General features: G+C 66.8%; 18 protein-coding genes and 1 pseudogene. 14 read left to right on the top strand and 5 right to left on the bottom strand.

Annotation, left to right across the window (positions count from 1 at the left end; translation table 11 throughout):
- Positions 1–92 precede the first annotated feature (92 nt).
- Both G8760_RS09970 and G8760_RS09965 read left to right on the top strand, forming a co-directional pair.
- Entirely contained in the window at positions 93–1,016 is a 924-nt protein-coding gene (locus G8760_RS09970; protein ID WP_166351102.1) for an ABC transporter permease subunit, read from the top strand.
- Complete coding sequence (locus G8760_RS09965) at positions 1,016–1,960, top strand: carbohydrate ABC transporter permease (protein ID WP_166350440.1); 945 nt, start codon at positions 1,016–1,018, stop codon at positions 1,958–1,960. Before G8760_RS09970 ends, G8760_RS09965 begins: the two co-directional genes overlap by 1 nt.
- A gap of 22 nt (positions 1,961–1,982) precedes the next feature.
- On the opposite strand, the gene G8760_RS09960 is transcribed toward G8760_RS09965, so the two are convergent.
- A complete protein-coding gene (locus tag G8760_RS09960) occupies positions 1,983–2,801 on the bottom strand; it encodes a TetR/AcrR family transcriptional regulator (RefSeq protein ID WP_166350438.1) in 819 nt (272 codons plus the stop codon).
- Positions 2,802–2,920: 119 nt separating this feature from the next.
- Here G8760_RS09960 and G8760_RS09955 point away from each other — a divergent pair, with 119 nt between their 5' ends.
- From G8760_RS09955 to G8760_RS09915, 10 genes and pseudogenes are all read left to right on the top strand, one after another.
- Positions 2,921–3,880, top strand: a complete 960-nt coding sequence (locus G8760_RS09955; RefSeq protein ID WP_166350436.1) for an ATP-binding cassette domain-containing protein — start codon at positions 2,921–2,923, stop codon at positions 3,878–3,880.
- Positions 3,877–4,698: an ABC transporter permease gene (locus G8760_RS09950; protein WP_166350434.1), complete on the top strand. Its 822-nt coding sequence runs from the start codon at positions 3,877–3,879 to the stop codon at positions 4,696–4,698. Before G8760_RS09955 ends, G8760_RS09950 begins: the two co-directional genes overlap by 4 nt.
- A 49-nt stretch (positions 4,699–4,747) precedes the next feature.
- Positions 4,748–5,605, top strand: coding sequence for a putative RNA methyltransferase (locus G8760_RS09945; protein ID WP_207782202.1), 858 nt, complete (start codon positions 4,748–4,750; stop codon positions 5,603–5,605).
- A gap of 194 nt (positions 5,606–5,799) precedes the next feature.
- Positions 5,800–5,922, top strand: coding sequence for a hypothetical protein (locus G8760_RS30540; RefSeq protein WP_281355142.1), 123 nt, complete (start codon positions 5,800–5,802; stop codon positions 5,920–5,922).
- Positions 5,923–5,950: 28 nt separating this feature from the next.
- Positions 5,951–6,746: pseudogene (locus G8760_RS30785) on the top strand (ABC transporter ATP-binding protein).
- Positions 6,746–9,313: an FtsX-like permease family protein gene (locus G8760_RS09935; RefSeq protein ID WP_166350432.1), complete on the top strand. Its 2,568-nt coding sequence runs from the start codon at positions 6,746–6,748 to the stop codon at positions 9,311–9,313. The pseudogene G8760_RS30785 and the gene G8760_RS09935 overlap by 1 nt, the downstream one beginning before the upstream one ends.
- Before the next feature lie 58 nt (positions 9,314–9,371).
- Positions 9,372–9,989 (top strand): PadR family transcriptional regulator, encoded by a 618-nt coding sequence (locus G8760_RS09930; RefSeq protein WP_166350430.1) that lies wholly within the window; start codon positions 9,372–9,374, stop codon positions 9,987–9,989.
- A gap of 40 nt (positions 9,990–10,029) precedes the next feature.
- The gene (locus tag G8760_RS09925; RefSeq protein WP_207782201.1) at positions 10,030–11,031 is read left to right on the top strand and encodes a helix-turn-helix transcriptional regulator; all 1,002 of its coding nucleotides are present in this window, start codon (positions 10,030–10,032) and stop codon (positions 11,029–11,031) included.
- Between the two features lie 10 nt (positions 11,032–11,041).
- Positions 11,042–11,272, top strand: coding sequence for a hypothetical protein (locus G8760_RS09920; RefSeq protein WP_166350428.1), 231 nt, complete (start codon positions 11,042–11,044; stop codon positions 11,270–11,272).
- Between the two features lie 223 nt (positions 11,273–11,495).
- Positions 11,496–11,870 carry a VOC family protein gene (locus G8760_RS09915; RefSeq protein ID WP_166350426.1) on the top strand — a complete coding sequence of 125 codons (375 nt, stop codon included), beginning with the start codon at positions 11,496–11,498 and terminating at the stop codon, positions 11,868–11,870.
- A 32-nt stretch (positions 11,871–11,902) separates the two neighbouring features.
- Here the strand turns inward: G8760_RS09915 and G8760_RS09910 are convergent, their stop codons facing one another.
- Positions 11,903–12,226 carry a rhodanese-like domain-containing protein gene (locus G8760_RS09910; RefSeq protein ID WP_246222498.1) on the bottom strand — a complete coding sequence of 108 codons (324 nt, stop codon included), beginning with the start codon at positions 12,224–12,226 and terminating at the stop codon, positions 11,903–11,905.
- 141 nt (positions 12,227–12,367) lie between these two features.
- On the opposite strand from G8760_RS09910, the gene G8760_RS09905 reads away from it, so the two are divergent.
- Entirely contained in the window at positions 12,368–12,571 is a 204-nt protein-coding gene (locus G8760_RS09905; RefSeq protein WP_166350422.1) for a DUF1918 domain-containing protein, read from the top strand.
- 95 nt (positions 12,572–12,666) lie between these two features.
- Positions 12,667–13,521 (top strand): polysaccharide deacetylase family protein, encoded by an 855-nt coding sequence (locus G8760_RS09900; RefSeq protein WP_166350420.1) that lies wholly within the window; start codon positions 12,667–12,669, stop codon positions 13,519–13,521.
- 21 nt (positions 13,522–13,542) lie between these two features.
- On the opposite strand, the gene G8760_RS09895 is transcribed toward G8760_RS09900, so the two are convergent.
- The 3 genes from G8760_RS09895 to G8760_RS09885 all read right to left on the bottom strand — a co-directional run bounded on the left by G8760_RS09895 (position 13,543) and on the right by G8760_RS09885 (position 16,611).
- Complete coding sequence (locus G8760_RS09895) at positions 13,543–14,121, bottom strand: TetR/AcrR family transcriptional regulator (protein ID WP_166350418.1); 579 nt, start codon at positions 14,119–14,121, stop codon at positions 13,543–13,545.
- Positions 14,121–14,636 carry an SRPBCC domain-containing protein gene (locus G8760_RS09890; RefSeq protein WP_166350416.1) on the bottom strand — a complete coding sequence of 172 codons (516 nt, stop codon included), beginning with the start codon at positions 14,634–14,636 and terminating at the stop codon, positions 14,121–14,123. Before G8760_RS09890 ends, G8760_RS09895 begins: the two co-directional genes overlap by 1 nt.
- Positions 14,637–14,709: 73 nt before the next feature.
- Positions 14,710–16,611 carry an ABC transporter ATP-binding protein gene (locus G8760_RS09885; protein WP_166350414.1) on the bottom strand — a complete coding sequence of 634 codons (1,902 nt, stop codon included), beginning with the start codon at positions 16,609–16,611 and terminating at the stop codon, positions 14,710–14,712.
- Between the last annotated feature and the right edge of the window lie 9 nt (positions 16,612–16,620).

Genomic DNA, 16,620 nt, shown 5'->3' with positions numbered 1-16,620 from the left:
CCATCAGTATGACGCTGTCGACACCGGCCGGCCGGGCGCCCGCGAAACGCGCCCGGCCACACCGGCCCCAGACCCGACGGGCCAGCGACCCGATGAGGCGCGGCAAATACCTCTTCATCGTGACGTTCCTGCTGCCTCCGGTCGCGGTCTACGCCATCTACATGTTGTCGCCCTATCTCCAGGCGATCTATATCTCGATGACCGACTGGAGCGGGTTGACCGCTACCCAGAACTTCATTGGGTTCGACAACTACGTCCGGATGTGGAACGACGACCAAATCAGGACGGCGCTGCGGAACAACCTGATCCTGTTGGTGTTCGTGCCGGTCCTCACGCTGGCGCTCGGGCTGTTCTTCGCATCGATGCTGAACGTGGGTGGACGGCGGCGCAACGCCGCCGTCGCCGGAGTACGTGGCTCGTCGATCTACCGAGTGGTGTACTTCTTCCCGCAGGTCTTGTCCATCGCCATCGTCGGGGTCCTGTTCAAGTACGTCTTCGCCCCGGAGAGTGCGGGCGGGATCATCAACACCTTCCTCAGCAAGATCGGTCTCGAGTCGCTGACCCGGCTCTGGCTAGGTGAACCCCGGTACTTGATCTGGGTTGTTGTTCTCGTCATGACGTGGTCGTTCGTCGGCTTCTACGTGGTGTTGTTCTCCGCGGCGATGCAGTCGGTTCCACGTGACATCTACGAGGCGGCCCTGCTCGACGGGGCCAGCCGGTTCACGACCTTCCGCAAGGTGACGTTGCCACTGGTATGGGACACCGTCCAGGTGGGCTGGGTCTACATGGCTATCCAGGCCATGGACGGCTTCGCCATCGTGCACATCATGTTGGGGGTCAATGGCGGCGTCGAGGGTGCCGGCGACGTCTTAGGGGTCGCCATCTACCGGGAGGCGTTCGCCAGCAGCCGGTTCGGTTATGCCGCCGCCATCGGCGTGTTGATGTTGTTCCTGACGATGACCATCGTCGTCATATTCATGCGCGTGTTGCGCCGCGAGCGAGTGGAGCTAGGGTGATGGCGAAAGACCTGGTGACCCCACCCCCCACGGCGCAGCGACCGTCGGCGGGTGGCCCCGCGCCCGGACGTCGCCAGCCGGGCGTCGGCATCGGCGCGAAAGCCGTCGGCATTCTCAACGGTGGTTTCCTTCTGCTCTGGGGGCTGATCACGACCCTGCCGTTGCTCTGGGCGATCATCTCGTCGTTCAAGACCAACGGCGAGTTCCGCACCGATCCGATGGGTTTCCCCAGCGGGCTGGAGTGGGACAACTTCGCCCGGGCGTGGTCAGCGGCCAACATCGGCCAGTACTTCCTCAACAGCGTCATCGTCGTGTCGATGTCATTGACCATGACGATGCTGTTCGGCGCCATGGGCGCCTACGTGTTGGCGCGCTACGACTTTCCCGGCAACCGGATCATCTACTTCGGGTTCGTCGGCGGACTCGTCCTGCCGGTCTTCCTGGCGTTGGTGCCGATGTTCTTCATCGTGCGCAACCTCGGCGACCTTCCGTTCGTCGGGCAGTTCCTCGGGTTGAACAGCTACTTCAGCCTTGCGCTGGTGTATACGGCATTTTCGATGCCGTTCACGGTGTTCTTCCTGACCGCGTTCTTCCGCACGCTGCCGACGGCGGTCGCCGAAGCCGGCATCGTGGACGGCTGCTCCCATTTCTCGCTGTTCTTCCGGGTGATGTTGCCCATGGCCAAGCCCGGGTTGATCAGTCTTGCCCTGTTCAACTTCCTTGGTCACTGGAATCAGTACGTGCTGCCGTTGGTGATCATGCAGGACAGCGACAAACGGGTACTCGCACAAGGTCTGGGTGTGCTCGCCGCGCAGACGGGGTTCCGGGCCGATTGGACCGCTCTGTTCGCTGGCCTGGTGATCGCGCTGCTGCCGGTGTTGATCGTCTACATCCTGTTCCAGAAACGTATCCAGGCCGGGCTGACCGCGGGTGTCCTCAAATAGCCGGTGCTCGAATAACCTTCGATCACCGGGAACCGGCGATGAGCGCCTCGATACCGTCGAGGATGACGTCCAGGCCGTACGCGAGATCCTGATACGCCTCATCGTGGGCAGGGTCGGCCGGCACCTCGCCGAGCTGCTCCGGATCCTGCACACTCGTACCGCGGTAGGTGAAAGCACGGTCCTTCACGAGTTCGGCCACCGCGGGGAACTCACGTGGGTCGACCACCTCGGCCAGCATGGTCGTGTAGACGGACTCCCATTGTTCGGGATTGACGCCGGTGCGCACCGCACCGCGTCGCATGGACTGGTCGAGCCGGCCGACGCTGAGTGTGTACATGCTGATCAGCATCAGCACGCCGAGCTTCTGTTCAGCCGCTAGACCGGACGGGGCCAGCGCCCGCAGCATGAGGTCCATCCACCGGATGTGGTGGGGGCCCATGGGCGGCGTGCTGATCGGCAGATCCAGCCACCACGGGTGGCGCCGGAACATGGTGATGTTGTGCCGCGCCCACCAGTGCACCGCGGCGCGCCAGTCGGCCGGCATGGATTCGGGGTCGACATCGGCCGGAAACTCCGCGGCGGCGTCCTGCATGAGGTCGAGTAGGTCTTCTTTGCTCGGGATATGCCGGTAGATCGACATGGTGGTGAAACCGAGCTCTTCGGCGACCCGACGCATCGACACGGCGTCGAGGCCCTCCTCATCGGCGATCCCGATAGCGGTGCGGACGATCTTCGGCACGCTCAGGGTTGGCTTGGGACCACGGCTGGACGGGGCGGTACGTCCCCATAACAGCTCCAGGGTGCGCAAGGGGTAGCTGTCAGCTGGCAGGTCCGCGCTCATACCGTCCTCTCGATGGATCCGTGTTGACGCCAATCCTAGAACTGTGTATAGCATAGATCTTAGTCTATAGCGCATACAGTTTACAGCGCACACACATATCTGAAGGGGAACGGCAACTCATGACCGAATCGCCACCAGCTATCGAAGCCAGCGGACTGCGAAAATCCTTCGGCAAGACGGAGGTGTTGAAGGGCGTCGACCTCGTCGTCGAGCGCGGTGCCGTGCTGGCCCTGCTGGGGCCCAACGGGGCCGGCAAGACAACCGCCGTGCGGATCTTGAGCACGCTCCTCCCGGCCGATGGGGGAGTAGCCACCGTCGGCGGACACGACGTCTCGCGGGCACCGAACGAGGTGCGTAGCGTCGTGGGGATCGCCGGACAGTACGCAACCGTCGACGAGATCCTGACCGGACACGAGAACCTCGTAATGATCGGCCGGCTTTACCACCTCGGTAAGTCCGCCGCACGACAGCGGGCGGACGAGTTGCTCGAGCAGTTCGACCTGGTCGAGGCGGGAAAGCGGCCGGTCAAAACCTACTCGGGCGGGATGCGTCGCCGACTGGATCTCGCCGCCAGCCTGATCGCCAAACCGCCAATCATCTTCCTGGACGAACCCACCACAGGGCTGGACCCACGCAGCCGCCAGAGCATGTGGAACGTGATCCGTGAGCTGGTGGAGTCCGGTATCACCCTCCTGCTGACCACCCAGTATCTGGAAGAGGCCGACCAACTGGCCGATCGGGTAGCAGTGATCGATCACGGCCGCATCATCGCCGAAGGTACCCCGGCCGACCTGAAGTCGACCATCGGAAACGAACGGCTGGAGCTGGAGTTCGCCGGCTCGGCCGAACTCACGGCGGCAGCCGGCGTCATAGGCGTCGACACGATCCGCCGGCACGAACCGGACACGAAGCTGAGTTTGGCCGTGGACGGACCGGACGACGTCCGGCAGATCCTGACCGCACTCGATGCGGCCGGTGTCAAAGTCGCGGATCTCGCATTGCTGAAACCGACCCTCGACGACGTGTTCTTCAGCCTGACGGGCACCATCCAGGACGACGCGGAAGGAAACGCGGCATGACCGCCATCATCGACCAGGCACCCGCCCACAAGATCCGTCGACACAATCCCCGACCCCGGCTGCGGTGGGCGGTCAGCGACGCGTTGGTGCTCGTGGGCCGCGGCATGCGCCACACGATCCGCAACCTCGACGCGCTGTTCATGAGCGTGTTCCTGCCGATCATGCTTCTGGTCTTGTTCGTCTACGTATTCGGCGGCGCCATCGAGGTCGGCACCGAATACATCAACTATGTCGTTCCGGGCATCATCCTCCTGTGTGCCGGCTTCGGCGCCGCCGTCACCGCGGTCAACGTCACCAACGACATGGCCACCGGCGTCATCGACCGCTTCCGCACCTTGCCTATCGCGAACTGGATCGTGGTGTTCGGGCACGTGGTCGCCAGCATGGCGCGGAACCTGTTCGCCACCGGCTTAGTGATCAGCTTGGCCCTGGTCATGGGGTTCCGCCCGACCGGCTCGGTGCTGGACTGGTTGGGTGCGGTCGGTGTCATCGCCCTGTTCATCCTGACGATGACGTGGGTGTCGGTGATGTTCGGACTGATCGCGAAGAGTCCGGACGCGGCGTCGGGGTTTACCTTCTTCATCCTCTTCCTGCCGTACGTCAGCAGTGCGTTCGTGCCCACCGATACGATGCCGTCGGTTTTGCACGGGTTCGCCGAACACCAGCCGATCACCCCGATCATCGAGACTGTGCGTGGCCTGCTGATGGGCACGCCGATCGGGAACAACGCCTGGCTGGCCGTGGCCTGGTGCGTCGGGATCCTCGTCATCGTCGTCCCCGTCTCTGGACAGCTGTTCCGGCGGCGTACCTCACGGTGATCGGCCGGGCGGCGGTCGAATCTGCTGGGCTGGTGAGAAGATCGGGGGCGTGGTGGCTGAACCTGTTCTCGACATCCTCACCTGCCCGGTCTGCCGTTCCCACCTGTCGCCGGGCAACCAGGGGCTCCACTGTCTAGCCGGCCATTCGTTCGACCGGGCCCGGCAGGGGTATGTGAACCTGCGCTCCGGACGGCGCGGCGCCGTCGCCGGCGACACCGCGGACATGCTGGCCGACCGCGCCGGGTTCCTGGGTGCCGGGTACTACGCGCCGATCGCCGACTCGGTCACCGCCTCGGTGGCCGCCGGGCTGCCGGCGACCCCGGGGGAGCGGCCGGTGGTGCTCGACGTCGGTGCGGGCCCCGGCTATTACCTGGCCCGCGTCCTCGACGCCGTGCCCTCGGCCTGGGGAGTGGCGATGGACGTGTCGACACCAGCGCTGCGGCGGGCCGCCCGCGCCCATCCACGTGCGGCCGCGATCGGCGCCGACGCCTGGAGCACCCTGCCGATCCGCGACGGATCCGTCGCCGCGGTGACGGACATCTTCGCCCCGCGCAACGTCACCGAGTTCCACCGCGTTCTGCGGCCCGGCGGGTGTCTCGTCGTGGTGACGCCCGCGGCGGAGCATCTGACCGAGCTCGTCGAGACGTTCGGCCTGATCAGCGTGGACGAGAACAAGGAGCGACGGCTTGACGAGGTGATGAGCGGCTGGTTCACGGCTGAGCGCAGCGACGAACTGCGCTACTCGATCCACCTCGATCGGGCCGCCGCCGAGCAACTGATCGGAATGGGGCCCAGCGCCTTTCATCTGACCGCCGCGGAACGCGCCAGCCGGCTGTTGGCCGTGGCCTCCCCGCTGCGCGTGACCATCTCCGTCCATGTCACCCGGTTCCGCCCCGCCATCCGATGACGGGGCGAGGCACCACCCCCAGTATTGATCCCACCCTGACAAGATCATGAAGAGCAGGTCGGGGATCTCCCTGTCTTGTCCCTGACGTTGTGCCGCCAGGGTTGCCCCGCGGAGGACGGGCCCAGCAGTCTGGTGATCACGAACGGTTCGTCGACCCGTCAGGGCACCGGCGACGAGGGGAAGCGACCACAATCATGGCTCTTTGGACGACGATGGCTCTGGCGACGTTCCTGCCCCAGGTGGACACCACGCCGCCGGCACCCGACAACCCAACCGAGCTCGACAACCTAGCCGAGCCCGCGGATTCCGACGGATAGACGGGGCCCGCGATATGAGGAGACAGCCATGCGCTCGAAGCAGCGCCAACCAGCTACGGATGATCTGCTGCGGTTGGAGGACGTCCACAAGGTGTACGGGCGGTCACGCAACACCGTGACGGCGCTGGCCGGGGTGTCGCTCAGCGTCCAGCGCCACACGTTCACCGCGGTGATGGGGCCCTCCGGCTCGGGCAAGAGCACCTTTCTGCACTGTGCCGCCCTCCTGGACCGTCCGACGTCGGGCAGTGTCGTGCTGGAGGGCAGGGATCTCACGGCGATGAAAGAGCGTTCGCTGACCAAGCTGCGCAGGAATCAGATCGGGTTCGTCTTCCAGAGCTTCAATCTGCTGCCCGCACTGAACGTGGTGGACAACGTCACGTTGCCGATGCGGCTGGCGGGCAGCCGGCCGAACCGAAGGCTCGTGGACGACGTCATCGAACGTACGGGGCCTCACCTCCCGCCGCAAACACCGCCCGGGTGAGCTCTCCGGCGGCCAGCAGCAACGCGTGGCGATCGCCCGGGCCTTGGTCACCCAACCGGTCCTGTTGTTCGGCGACGAACCGACGGGTGCCCTGGACACCCAGACGGCGCTGGAGATCCTGGGGCTGTTGCGCACGGCGGTGGATGCCGGTGAGCAGACCGCGGTGATCGTGACGCACGACCCGGTGGCCGCGGCGCACGCCGACCGCGTGGTGTTTCTGGTCGACGGCCGGGTGAGCACCGAACTCGAACGCCCCTCGGTTCAGCAGGTGGCCAGCCAGATGACCCAGCTCGGGGCGTGGGCCGGGATGCACCGGCCCGCGGCCCCGGACCGGGCGCGCTGATGTTACGCGTTGCGCTCAAGACTCTGCGGTACCGCAAAGGCGGGTTCGTTGCGCTCCTGATCGCGCTGTTCATCGGCGGCGTCGTCGTCCAAGCCTGCGGCGGTCTGCTGGAAACCGGCATCCGCGGACACGTCGAAGCCGAGCGGCTGGCCGCGGCGCCCATCGTCGTCAGCGGAAGCCAGGGGTATCCCGGCGCCAACCCGGTCGGCAACCATACCGAACCGATGACCGAGCGGGTGCTGCTCGACGAGAGCCTCGTGGACGCCGTCGCCGAGGTGCCCGGCGTGGCCGCGGCGGTGCCGGACGTGTCGGTGCCGATCACCGCGGTGGATGGCCAGGCGGTCACCGCGGCCGGGCACGGATGGTCCAGTGCGTCGCTGGCGCCTTTCACGCTGGTCGCGGGGGAGGAGCCGAGGGGGGCCGGAGAGGTCGTTGTCGACAGCATCACCGCCGGCCGGCTGGACCTAGAGCTGGCTGCGCAGGTGACGGTGTCGGTGCGTGGGACCCCGCAGGACTACGAGGTCAGCGGGATCGCCGAGAGCCGGACCGGCACCCGGGCCGCGCTGCTGTTCACCGACGACGAGGTTATGCGGCTGTACGATCGGCCCGGAAAGATCGACGCGATCGGGGTGCTGGCTGATCCGGGCACCAACCTAGCGGCGCTGGCCGGCGCGGTCCGCGACACCGTGGCCGACCGTGGAGCGCGGGTGTTGCGCGGCGACGAACGCGGGCGCGCCGAGTACCCGGAGTCGATCACTGGCTCGCAGAACCTGATTCCGCTCGCGGGCGCCTTCGGTGGTCTGGCCACCATGGTCGCGATCTTCGTCGTGGGCAGCACCGTGGCCTTGCTGGTGCAGCAGCGTCGCCGGGAGATGGCGCTGCTGCGCACCGTCGGAGTCACGCCGGGGCAAGTGCGCCGCCTGGTGATGGCGGAGACCTCGGTGATCGCGCTGCTGGCGGCCGGCCTGTCGCTCGCGCCGGGCGTGGCGTTCGGTCGGTTCATGTTCGACGTCCTGGTCCGGCAGGATCTGATCCCGGACGTCATGATCTTCAGTCAGGGCGTCATTCCGAGGCTCGCCGGCGCCGGCGCCACTCTGGTCGCGGCGCTCGTCGCGGCCTCCATCGCCTCTCGCCGGGTGTCGAAGGTCCGACCGACCGAGGCGATGGCCGAGGCGACGTTGCAGACCCGCTGGGTCAGCCCGATCCGGGTGATCCTGGCCGTCCTGTTCTTGGGCGGGGCGGCCGCGCTCGCGATCGTGACCGCCCTGGTGATGACCGGACCGATCGCGGCGAGCACATCCGCGCCCGCCGCGATGCTCTGGGCGGTCGGGATCGCCCTGGTGGCCCCCGGTCTGTGCCGGTGGCTGGCGGCACTGCTGCGCTGGCCGGTCACCTGGCTCACCGGTGCACCGGGCCGGCTGGCCATGCTGAACGCGTCCGTGCGCAAGGTCCGGCTGGCCTCGGCGGTCATCCCGATCATGCTGGTCACCGGGCTGGCAACCGCGTTGATCTTCCTACAGACCAGTCAGGAAGATGCCAGCAGCCGGATGTTCGCCGAAGGCCTGAACGCCGACGCCGTGGTCAACTCGGATACCGGCGCGCTGCCGCCGGAACTCGTCGATGACCTCTCCAGCCTGCCGGAGGTCGCCGGAGCATCCGCCTCGGTGCCCAGCCAAGGTCGGCTGGAAACCATCCTCGGTCCGGGTAAGGACAAGTACGGGAACACAGCGGATGAGCGGGTCAGACCTAGCCGGCTCGAGCTACAGGGAGTCACGGCGTCGGGCGCACCGCAGACGATCGCACATCCGGCGGAACAGGGCGACTACGAGAACCTCACCGGCAACAGCATCGTGCTGCCGACGAAGGTACTCGACGACAGCGGCACGAACCTCGGCGACAGTGTCCAGCTGCGTTGGGGCGACGGCGAGGTGACCACCATGGAGGTGGTCGGATCGTTCAGCCCGCCCGACGGTTTCGGCTACGCGATGGTACCCGCGATGACGCTGCTGCCCCACACCACCAACGGCGCGTTGCCGCAGATCCTGGTGAAGGCCGCGCCCGGCGTGTCACCGGCGGCGCTGACCGCGGCGATCCGTGCGGCGGTGGATGGGGTGCCCGGCGTCGTCGTCGCGGACCGAGCCGCGGCGAGCGCCGCACATGCGCAGGGTGACGAGACCGGTCGGGTGGCGAGTTTCCTGCTGGCGGCGGTGGTGGTCGGCTACGCCGTGATCGCGCTGATCAACTCGCTGATCGTGGCGACCGCCGAGCGGCGCGACGAGTTCGCCCTGCAACGGCTGATCGGCTCCACCCGCGGCCAGGTTCTGCGAATGATGTCGGTCGAGGCGTCGGTGACGGCGCTGATTGGAGTCTTGCTCGGCACCGCGGTCGCCGCTGGAGCTCTCATCCCGTTCGGGCTGGCCCTGGACGGGACGATCCTGCCCAGCGGGCCCGGGTGGATCTACCCTGTGATCGTCGGGGCCACGGTGACACTGACGTTCGCGACCATCCTGTTCCCGACCTGGGTCGCGCTGCGGGCGGCGCCGGTGGAGGCCGCCGAGGCTCCTTGAACCGTCCATCGGGAGGAGATAGGATACTCGGAACCGATTGATTGGAGGCGACGTATCGATGTCGACTTCCGGACGCCGCCCCGTCTCGAACATGCTCGGCCTGGCCATCCTCGGACTGCTACACGAACAGCCGATGCATCCCCACGGCATCGCGGCCGAGCTCCGTGGGCGCGGCATGGATCGCTCCTTCAAGCTGCGTACCGGGTCGCTCTACGACACGGTACGGGCGCTCGAACGGGCCGGATGGATCGAAGCTCAGGAGAAGGTCCAGATCGGCGCCCGACCGGAGCGAACGATCTACGCACCCACCGCCGACGGGCGGACGGCGTTCGTCGACTGGATCGATGAACTGGTCAGAGAGCCACGTGACGAGTTCCCCACCTTCGGTTCAGCGGTCACCTATCTCGGTGCGTTAGGTACGTCGGGAGCGCGGAGCGCATTGCGGGAACGCGCCCGCCGGCTGCGCACCGAGATCGACCAGCTGCGGGCAGAACACCAGGATGCGCTGGGGGAGCTGGAGGCGGCCGGACACCCGCGACTCTTCGTCCTCGAAGTGGAGTACGCCCTGCACATGCAGGAAGCCGAGCTCGCATGGGTGGAGCGCACCATAGACGAGATCGACGCTGAAACTCTCACCTGGCCAGCCGATCTGGTCACTGGCAGCGCATCGTTGTGAGGGTGTCAGGCCGGAGAGGCTGAAGTGAGAGTCTAGGGTCATGGGCGATCCGAGCCAGCGGATGCTGACGCTGCTCTCTTTACTGCAGACCGGACAGCAATGGACCGGCCCCGAACTAGCCGCCCGGATGGACGTACCGCCCCGCACATTACGCCGTGACCTCGACCGGTTGCGCAGACTGGGCTACCCGATCGTGGCGCGCACCGGCCCCGGCGGCCACTACCGGCTCGAGGCGGGCGCCGCGATGCCGCCGCTGCTGCTCACCGACGACGAGGCGGTCGCGGTGGCCGTGAGCCTCCGGACCGCAGCCGCCGTCGCGCCCACGAACGGTGGGCTCACTCACGCTCCTGACGACGAAGCTCCCATCGACGACGCGGCCGGCCGGGCGCTGCGCAAACTCCAACGAATCCTGCCCGTACGGCTCCGGGCAACGGTCGCAGCCGTCCGCGACGTCACCGAGGCCGTACCGCCTGCCGCGTCCGCCACGATCCCGGTTGAGGTGTTCGGCGTCGTCGGCCGGGCGGCCCGCAGCCAGCGGCGGATCCTCTTCAGCTATCGCGACCGCGATGGCGCACCCACCACACGCGAGATCGAGCCATACCGTCAAGTCCTCAACCGCGGACGCTGGTATCTGCTGGGGTGGGACGTTCAGCGGCAGGACTGGCGTACCTTCCGGCTGGACCGGGTCGCCGACGTCACGCTCACCCCACACCACTTCACCCCGCGTGAATTGCCGGCCGACACCGGGGCGGCCTATGTGGAGATGTCGTGGCGGGAAGCCAGATACCGGGCGGTGATCACCTTCGGCGCACCGGTCGAGGTGATCGGAGCCCGCCTCGGCGCGCGGGACGGGTTGCTGGAACCCCTGGAGGACGGGCGGTGCCGCTACACAGCCTGGGTCGACTCGTTCGAGTGGCTCACGGCCGTCGTGATCATCGCCGGTGTCGACTTCGTCGTCGACGAGCCGCCCGAGTTCATCGAGTACTGTCGCGGCCTGCGGGCCCGGCTGAGCGGAGCGATACCGGAGTCAGATCCGGGGTAAAGACAAGGACATGGCTGAAGACCGACGCACCAAAGAGCCGGTGACCCCGGGGGAGGACCCACGGGAGATCGACCGCGAACGTCAGAGCGAACAAGCGGTCGCCGAACAGGAAGCACAAGATTCGCTGTTGAACCCACAACCACGAACCGGTGGCCTGGGAGTCAGCTCGGATGCACCGGGACACGATCTGCGGGATCTCGACGACGCACCCGACGTACCCAAGTACCGCGACGAGCACTGATCGACGTTCGTGCACGGAGTGGAGATAGTGCAACAACGGAGCGGCGAAGGTGTTGCTCTGGCGACACCGGCGCCACTCCGATCATGCACCAACTCCATTATTGCGCGCCGATAATGTACATTATGTCAAGTAGAAACCGCCGGGGCGGAGACCACGGTGGGGCTGGCGGTGATGGGTAATACTGTCGATATCACCTCAAACCGGTACGTCGAAGGAGACGGTGATGACGAGCCGGCTGACATTAACAACAGTTACGCTCGGTGCGCCGGATCCGCGGGTGCTCGCCCACTTCTATCAGCGGCTGCTCGGCTGGGAAATCTCCGTCGAGTCGCCGGACTGGGTGACGTTGCCTGATCCTTCCGGTGGAGTCGGGCTGGCGTTCCAGACGGAGTCCAACCACACGCCGCCGGTCTGGCCCGATCCTGGACCGACCGATCAACAGATGCAGGTGCATCTGGAGATCCGGGTCGACGATCTCGAAACGGCCGGTGCCCATGCCCGGACGTGCGGAGCGACCCTCGCCGGGGTGCAGCCTCAAGAGAAGGTTCGGGTCTACAAAGATCCGGCCGGTCACCCGTTCTGCCTCTGGGTCGGTTGACACCACGCGCGAGGAACGCGCCCTCGCCTGTTTCACGCCACGAACGGCTGCTCCCCTGTTTCGCTGACCATCGGCAAACCCGCCGAATCCCACGACTCCATACCTCCGGAGACGTTCACCGCCGACCGGCCGATGCTGTTCAGCCACGCTGCGGCATGTGCCGAACGCCCACCCACTTTGCACACCACATACACCGGATCGCCGTCTGGCACGTCGTCCACGCGGTCGATGAGTTCCCCAAGGGGGATGTGGACCGCCTGCGGTGCGTGACCTGCGTGCCACTCCCCTGGTTCGCGCACGTCCAGGAGCACACCGTCGTTGGGAACGGCGTCGACGCCGACCTCATGAACTGTCATGCCGACCATTGTGGCAACAGCTGCGCGTTGGCCAGTCGCCGGTTCGGATGTCCTTGCGCATGGGGCGCCGCCCGGCGCACCCTGGTATTGAGGGGTCGCCCTCCGCCGGGACCCCTTGAACAGTTGACGAGGGAGGACGACGTGCAGGCACACACCGGAGACCATCTCGTCGTGGAGGGAGCCAAAGTCGGACTGGCCCGCCGTGACGGTGAGATCCTCGAGACACATGGCCCCGACGGCGCTCCGCCGTTCCTGGTCCGGTGGACCGATAGCGGCGCCGAGGCACTGGTATATCCGGGCCCCGACGCCCACATCCAACCGGCTGAGGAGCACCCCGCGAGGTAGGCGGGGCTGCCCCTTTTCGCGCAACGATCCCCCACAGCCACGAGGTGATCGTTTACGATCGGTGAAGAGTCCATGTACCTCGGGTAGGGAGGCACATGAAGGTACCGGCGCCCGTTGTGGCAGGCCTCGTCGTCGGCCTTTTCGCTTTTATGATGGCGAACAACGGCTCAGCCGACGAGTCCCCTGGGGCTGCCTCCCCCACGTCTGGAGCCGACCGCACCAGCGCCCCCGAAGGCGACGGCACCAGCGGTGATGCTGGCAGCGGCAGTGATGCGGACGAGTCCGGGTCGTCGCGTTCCGGTGGTGGTGCGTCGTTTCCCGACACGGGTGGCCTGGCAGTACCGGACCCGCCCGACGCACCGGGGGCCGACGCCGTTGTGACTCTGACGTTCGACGACGGCCCACATCCGGTCTACACCCCACAGATCCTTGACCTGCTGGCTGAGAACGATGCCACAGCCGTGTTCTGCGTCGTGGGCGAGCAGGTTCGCCGACATCCCGACCTCGTCCGCCGGATCGCCGACGACGGCCACGCCCTGTGTAACCACACCGACACCCACGACCATCGTTTGGCCACCCGATCGGCTGACCGGATCGAACGAGAGATCGCCGACACCGCGCAGGCCATCGCCGACGCCGCTCCCGGCCTGGGGGCGGCGTTCTTTCGCCAGCCTGGTACGGCGGTCACCTCCGAGGTCGCACCGATCGCCCGGCGCCACGGCTTGACCGTGCTCAATTGGACGGTGGACCCGAGAGACTGGAGCCGCCCCGGCGCGGAGGCCATCGCCCGTGCGGTGGTGGAAGGGGTGGCGCCCGGCGCGGTCATCCTCCTCCACGACGGGGGCGGCGACCGGAGTCAAACCGTGCAGGCTCTGGCGTATGTGTTGCCGGTGCTGCACGAGGCCGGGTACGCCACGGGAACGCCACCGCCACCCGCCCGGGGTCGCTGAAACCGGGCGATCGCCGAGCCGTCATCCCGAGAACACCTCGGCGCCCCTCGCCCAGGTGATGTCGAGCGCTGAGTCCGGAGGAAATCGCCCGTCGATCTCCAGGATCACCATCCCGTGGGCAAACGACCACAACGCCTGGGCACGATACGGGTCGCCGGTGGCGTGGTAGAACGGAGCGCCCGCCCAGTCCTCCAGACCTGGTGTCAGCCGGGCCCGGGGAAGCTCGCCCGCGGTGCATAGCCGGTACAGGTTCGGCCGGCTGGTGGCCTGTGCACGGTAGGCCCGGAGCAACCGGTGTACAGCCCCGCCTTCGCGGAGGGGACGGGGTGGTTGAGTCTCCGGCGGCTCGCCGTCGCCGAGTGCGGCATACAGGTGTTCGGCCATGGCGAGCAGGCCACGCTCGATCAGGGCGGCTTCGAGAGCTGGCTTGTCCGGTAGGTGTTTATACAACGACGGCGCGCGGATGCCGAGCCGTTCGGCGAGGGTGCGCATGGTCAGAGCCTCGGGCCCAGAATCTTCCAGCAGGTGCAGGGCGGTGTCGACGATCTGCTCCGCGCGCGGCGTGAGTGGCGACAGTGGCGGCGCCGACGGCCAGCCCATCAGTGGGTTCCCTCTACCCGCGCCTTCAATGCTTCGTTCATGGCCACAAAGTTATCGGTGACGTCGAGGGCGCTGCCGGCGAAGGGCACCAGAATGCCGGTGAACTTCTCCCCGTGAATCATTCTGGTGCCGCCGTCCGGAGTCGGTTCGAGGACGAAGTAGTGCTCACCGTCGATGATGCCGGGAACAACGAAGCGGCCCAGCCAGCGGAACTCGCGGCCCGGGTCGGCCACCGTGATGGTCGGCTTGATCGTCATAGTGCTGTTCCCATGGCTCATGAGCAGTTCGTTGACCAACCTCTCCCCCACCTCGACGGCGCCCTCGGCGCTGACGATGAATGGGTTCCACGCCGGGTAGTCGTCAAGGTCGGTTAACACCTCCCACACCTCGTCGGGTGTGGCATCGATCTCGATCTCGGTATGGATCTGCCCCGGCGAGATCCGCGTCCAGGTATACAGGCCGGCTCCGATCACGACGAGTGACCCTAGGGCGATCAGCAGTATCCGAGTCCACATGGGCGCACAACTCCTTAGCTAACGCTGTTAGCCACCACTCTAAGCTAACAGCGTTAGCCACGCAACCGAGCCGTCAGCCAGCCGGCTCCGGAACCGCGTCGGCCGCCGCCGAAGCCTGCTCCTGGTACTGAGTGCGATACAACTCCTCGTACCGTCCACCCCGCGCCAGTAGTTCGACGTGGGTCCCCCGCTCGACCACCTCACCCGCCTCGATCACCAGAATCTGATCCGCGGCCCGGATCGTCGACAACCGGTGCGCGATGACCAGCGCCGTACGTCCGGCCAGCGCCTCCCCCAGCGCCTCCTGCACCGCGGCCTCGGACGTCGAGTCGAGGTGTGCGGTGGCTTCATCGAGGATGACGACACGTGGTTGGGCCAGCAACAGCCGGGCGATGGTAAGGCGTTGCCGCTCACCGCCGGACAGCCGGTAGCCGCGCTCCCCGACCACTGTGTCCAGCCCCGCGGGCAGACTGGCTACAAGGTCGTCGAGGCGGGCCCGGCGCAACACGTCCCACAATTCGTCTTCGCTGGCCTCAGCCCTGGCCAGCAGCAGGTTCTCCCGGATGGATTCGTGGAACAGGTGGCCATCCTGCGTCACCATGCCGATGGCCCGACGCAACGATTCGATCGACAACTCCCGGACGTCGGCACCGGACAGGCGCACCGCGCCGTCATCGACGTCGTACAGCCGTGGGATGAGTTGAGCGATGGTGGACTTGCCCGCACCGGACGACCCGACGAGGGCCACCATCTGGCCGGGTTCGGCGCGGAACGATACGTCGCGCAGGATCTGGTCGCCACCGCGCACGTCCAGCCGCGCCACCTCCTCCAGTGAGGCCAGCGAGACTTTGTCCGCGGAAGGGTAGGCGAAGTCGACGTGGTCGAACTCGACGGACACCGGCCCCTCGGGCACTGGCCGAGCGTTCGGCGGCTCGTCGATCAGCGGCTTCAGGTCCAGTACCTCGAAGACACGAGAGAAACTCACCAACGCACTCATCACCTCGACCCGGGCGCTGGCCAGGGCCGTCAGCGGCGCATAGAGGCGGGCGAGCAGAAGCGACAGCGCGACGACCGAGCCGGCGTCGAGTTCACCGCGCAGCGCGTAGAAGCCACCCAGTCCGTATACGAGAGCCAGCGCCAACGCTCCGACCAGCGTGAGTGCGGTGATGAACACCCACTGGACCATGGCGGTCCGGACGCCGATATCGCGGACCCGGCGGGCTCTCGACGCGAACTCCGACAGCTCGTTCGCCGGTTGCGCGAACAGTTTGACGAGGGTCGCGCCGGGCGCCGAGAAACGTTCGGTCATCTGGGTACTCATGTGTGAGTTGTGATTGGCGGCCTCGCGCTCCAGCCGGGCTAACCGGCGGCCCATCCGCTGGGCGGGCAGGACGAACACCGGAAGCAACACCAATGCCAGCAGGGTGATCTGCCAGGAGATCGTCATCATCACGACCAGCGCCAGCACGAGTGTGACGATGTTGCTCACCACACCCGACAAGATGTCGCTGAACGCGCGCTGAGCTCCGATGACGTCGTTGTTGAGCCGGCTCACCAGGGCGCCGGTCCGGGTTCGGGTGAAGAAGGCGATGGGCATCTTCTGCACGTGACCGAATACCGCGGTACGCAGGTCGAGGATGATGCCCTCGCCGATGCGGGCGGAGAGCCAGCGCTCGAACAGGCCGAAGCCCGCCTCGGCCACCGCGATGATGGCGATCACCACGGCGAGAGTGATCACCACGCTGGTGGCTTCTCCGTTGATGATGCCCTCGACCACCCGCCCCGCCAATACGGGGGTGGCGACGGCCAGGCCGGCGCCGATGGCGCTGAGCACCAGGAACCCGATCAGCTCACGCTTGTGCGGCTGGGCGAAGCCGAGAATCCGCCGGATCGTCGCTTTGGAGAACGGGCGGCGGTCCTCCTGGGCATGCATCGCGTTGTACACGGCATTCCATGCCGTGACTTCCATACTCATGTGTGTTCC

The organism is Phytoactinopolyspora limicola, from assembly GCF_011320225.1.
In the GTDB taxonomy this organism is placed as follows: domain Bacteria; phylum Actinomycetota; class Actinomycetes; order Jiangellales; family Jiangellaceae; genus Phytoactinopolyspora; species Phytoactinopolyspora limicola.
Note: the sequence above shows the minus strand (reverse complement) of the source record. Positions and strands in the feature narration are given on the sequence as shown.

Excerpts from the sequence above, each read along its gene's own strand:
- G8760_RS09950 (WP_166350434.1), top strand. The coding sequence starts at position 3,877 with ATGACCGCCATCATCGACCAGGCACCCGCCCACAAGATCCGTCGACAC.
- G8760_RS09885 (WP_166350414.1), bottom strand. The coding sequence starts at position 16,611 with ATGAGTATGGAAGTCACGGCATGGAATGCCGTGTACAACGCGATGCAT.
- G8760_RS09890 (WP_166350416.1), bottom strand. The coding sequence starts at position 14,636 with ATGTGGACTCGGATACTGCTGATCGCCCTAGGGTCACTCGTCGTGATC.
- G8760_RS09955 (WP_166350436.1), top strand. The coding sequence starts at position 2,921 with ATGACCGAATCGCCACCAGCTATCGAAGCCAGCGGACTGCGAAAATCC.
- G8760_RS09915 (WP_166350426.1), top strand. The coding sequence starts at position 11,496 with ATGACGAGCCGGCTGACATTAACAACAGTTACGCTCGGTGCGCCGGAT.
- G8760_RS09930 (WP_166350430.1), top strand. The coding sequence starts at position 9,372 with ATGTCGACTTCCGGACGCCGCCCCGTCTCGAACATGCTCGGCCTGGCC.
- G8760_RS09895 (WP_166350418.1), bottom strand. The coding sequence starts at position 14,121 with ATGGGCTGGCCGTCGGCGCCGCCACTGTCGCCACTCACGCCGCGCGCG.
- G8760_RS09900 (WP_166350420.1), top strand. The coding sequence starts at position 12,667 with ATGAAGGTACCGGCGCCCGTTGTGGCAGGCCTCGTCGTCGGCCTTTTC.
- G8760_RS09910 (WP_246222498.1), bottom strand. The coding sequence starts at position 12,226 with ATGACAGTTCATGAGGTCGGCGTCGACGCCGTTCCCAACGACGGTGTG.
- G8760_RS09960 (WP_166350438.1), bottom strand. The coding sequence starts at position 2,801 with ATGAGCGCGGACCTGCCAGCTGACAGCTACCCCTTGCGCACCCTGGAG.
- G8760_RS30540 (WP_281355142.1), top strand. The coding sequence starts at position 5,800 with ATGGCTCTTTGGACGACGATGGCTCTGGCGACGTTCCTGCCCCAGGTG.
- G8760_RS09925 (WP_207782201.1), top strand. The coding sequence starts at position 10,030 with ATGGGCGATCCGAGCCAGCGGATGCTGACGCTGCTCTCTTTACTGCAG.
- G8760_RS09965 (WP_166350440.1), top strand. The coding sequence starts at position 1,016 with ATGGCGAAAGACCTGGTGACCCCACCCCCCACGGCGCAGCGACCGTCG.
- G8760_RS09970 (WP_166351102.1), top strand. The coding sequence starts at position 93 with ATGAGGCGCGGCAAATACCTCTTCATCGTGACGTTCCTGCTGCCTCCG.
- G8760_RS09935 (WP_166350432.1), top strand. The coding sequence starts at position 6,746 with ATGTTACGCGTTGCGCTCAAGACTCTGCGGTACCGCAAAGGCGGGTTC.
- G8760_RS09920 (WP_166350428.1), top strand. The coding sequence starts at position 11,042 with ATGGCTGAAGACCGACGCACCAAAGAGCCGGTGACCCCGGGGGAGGAC.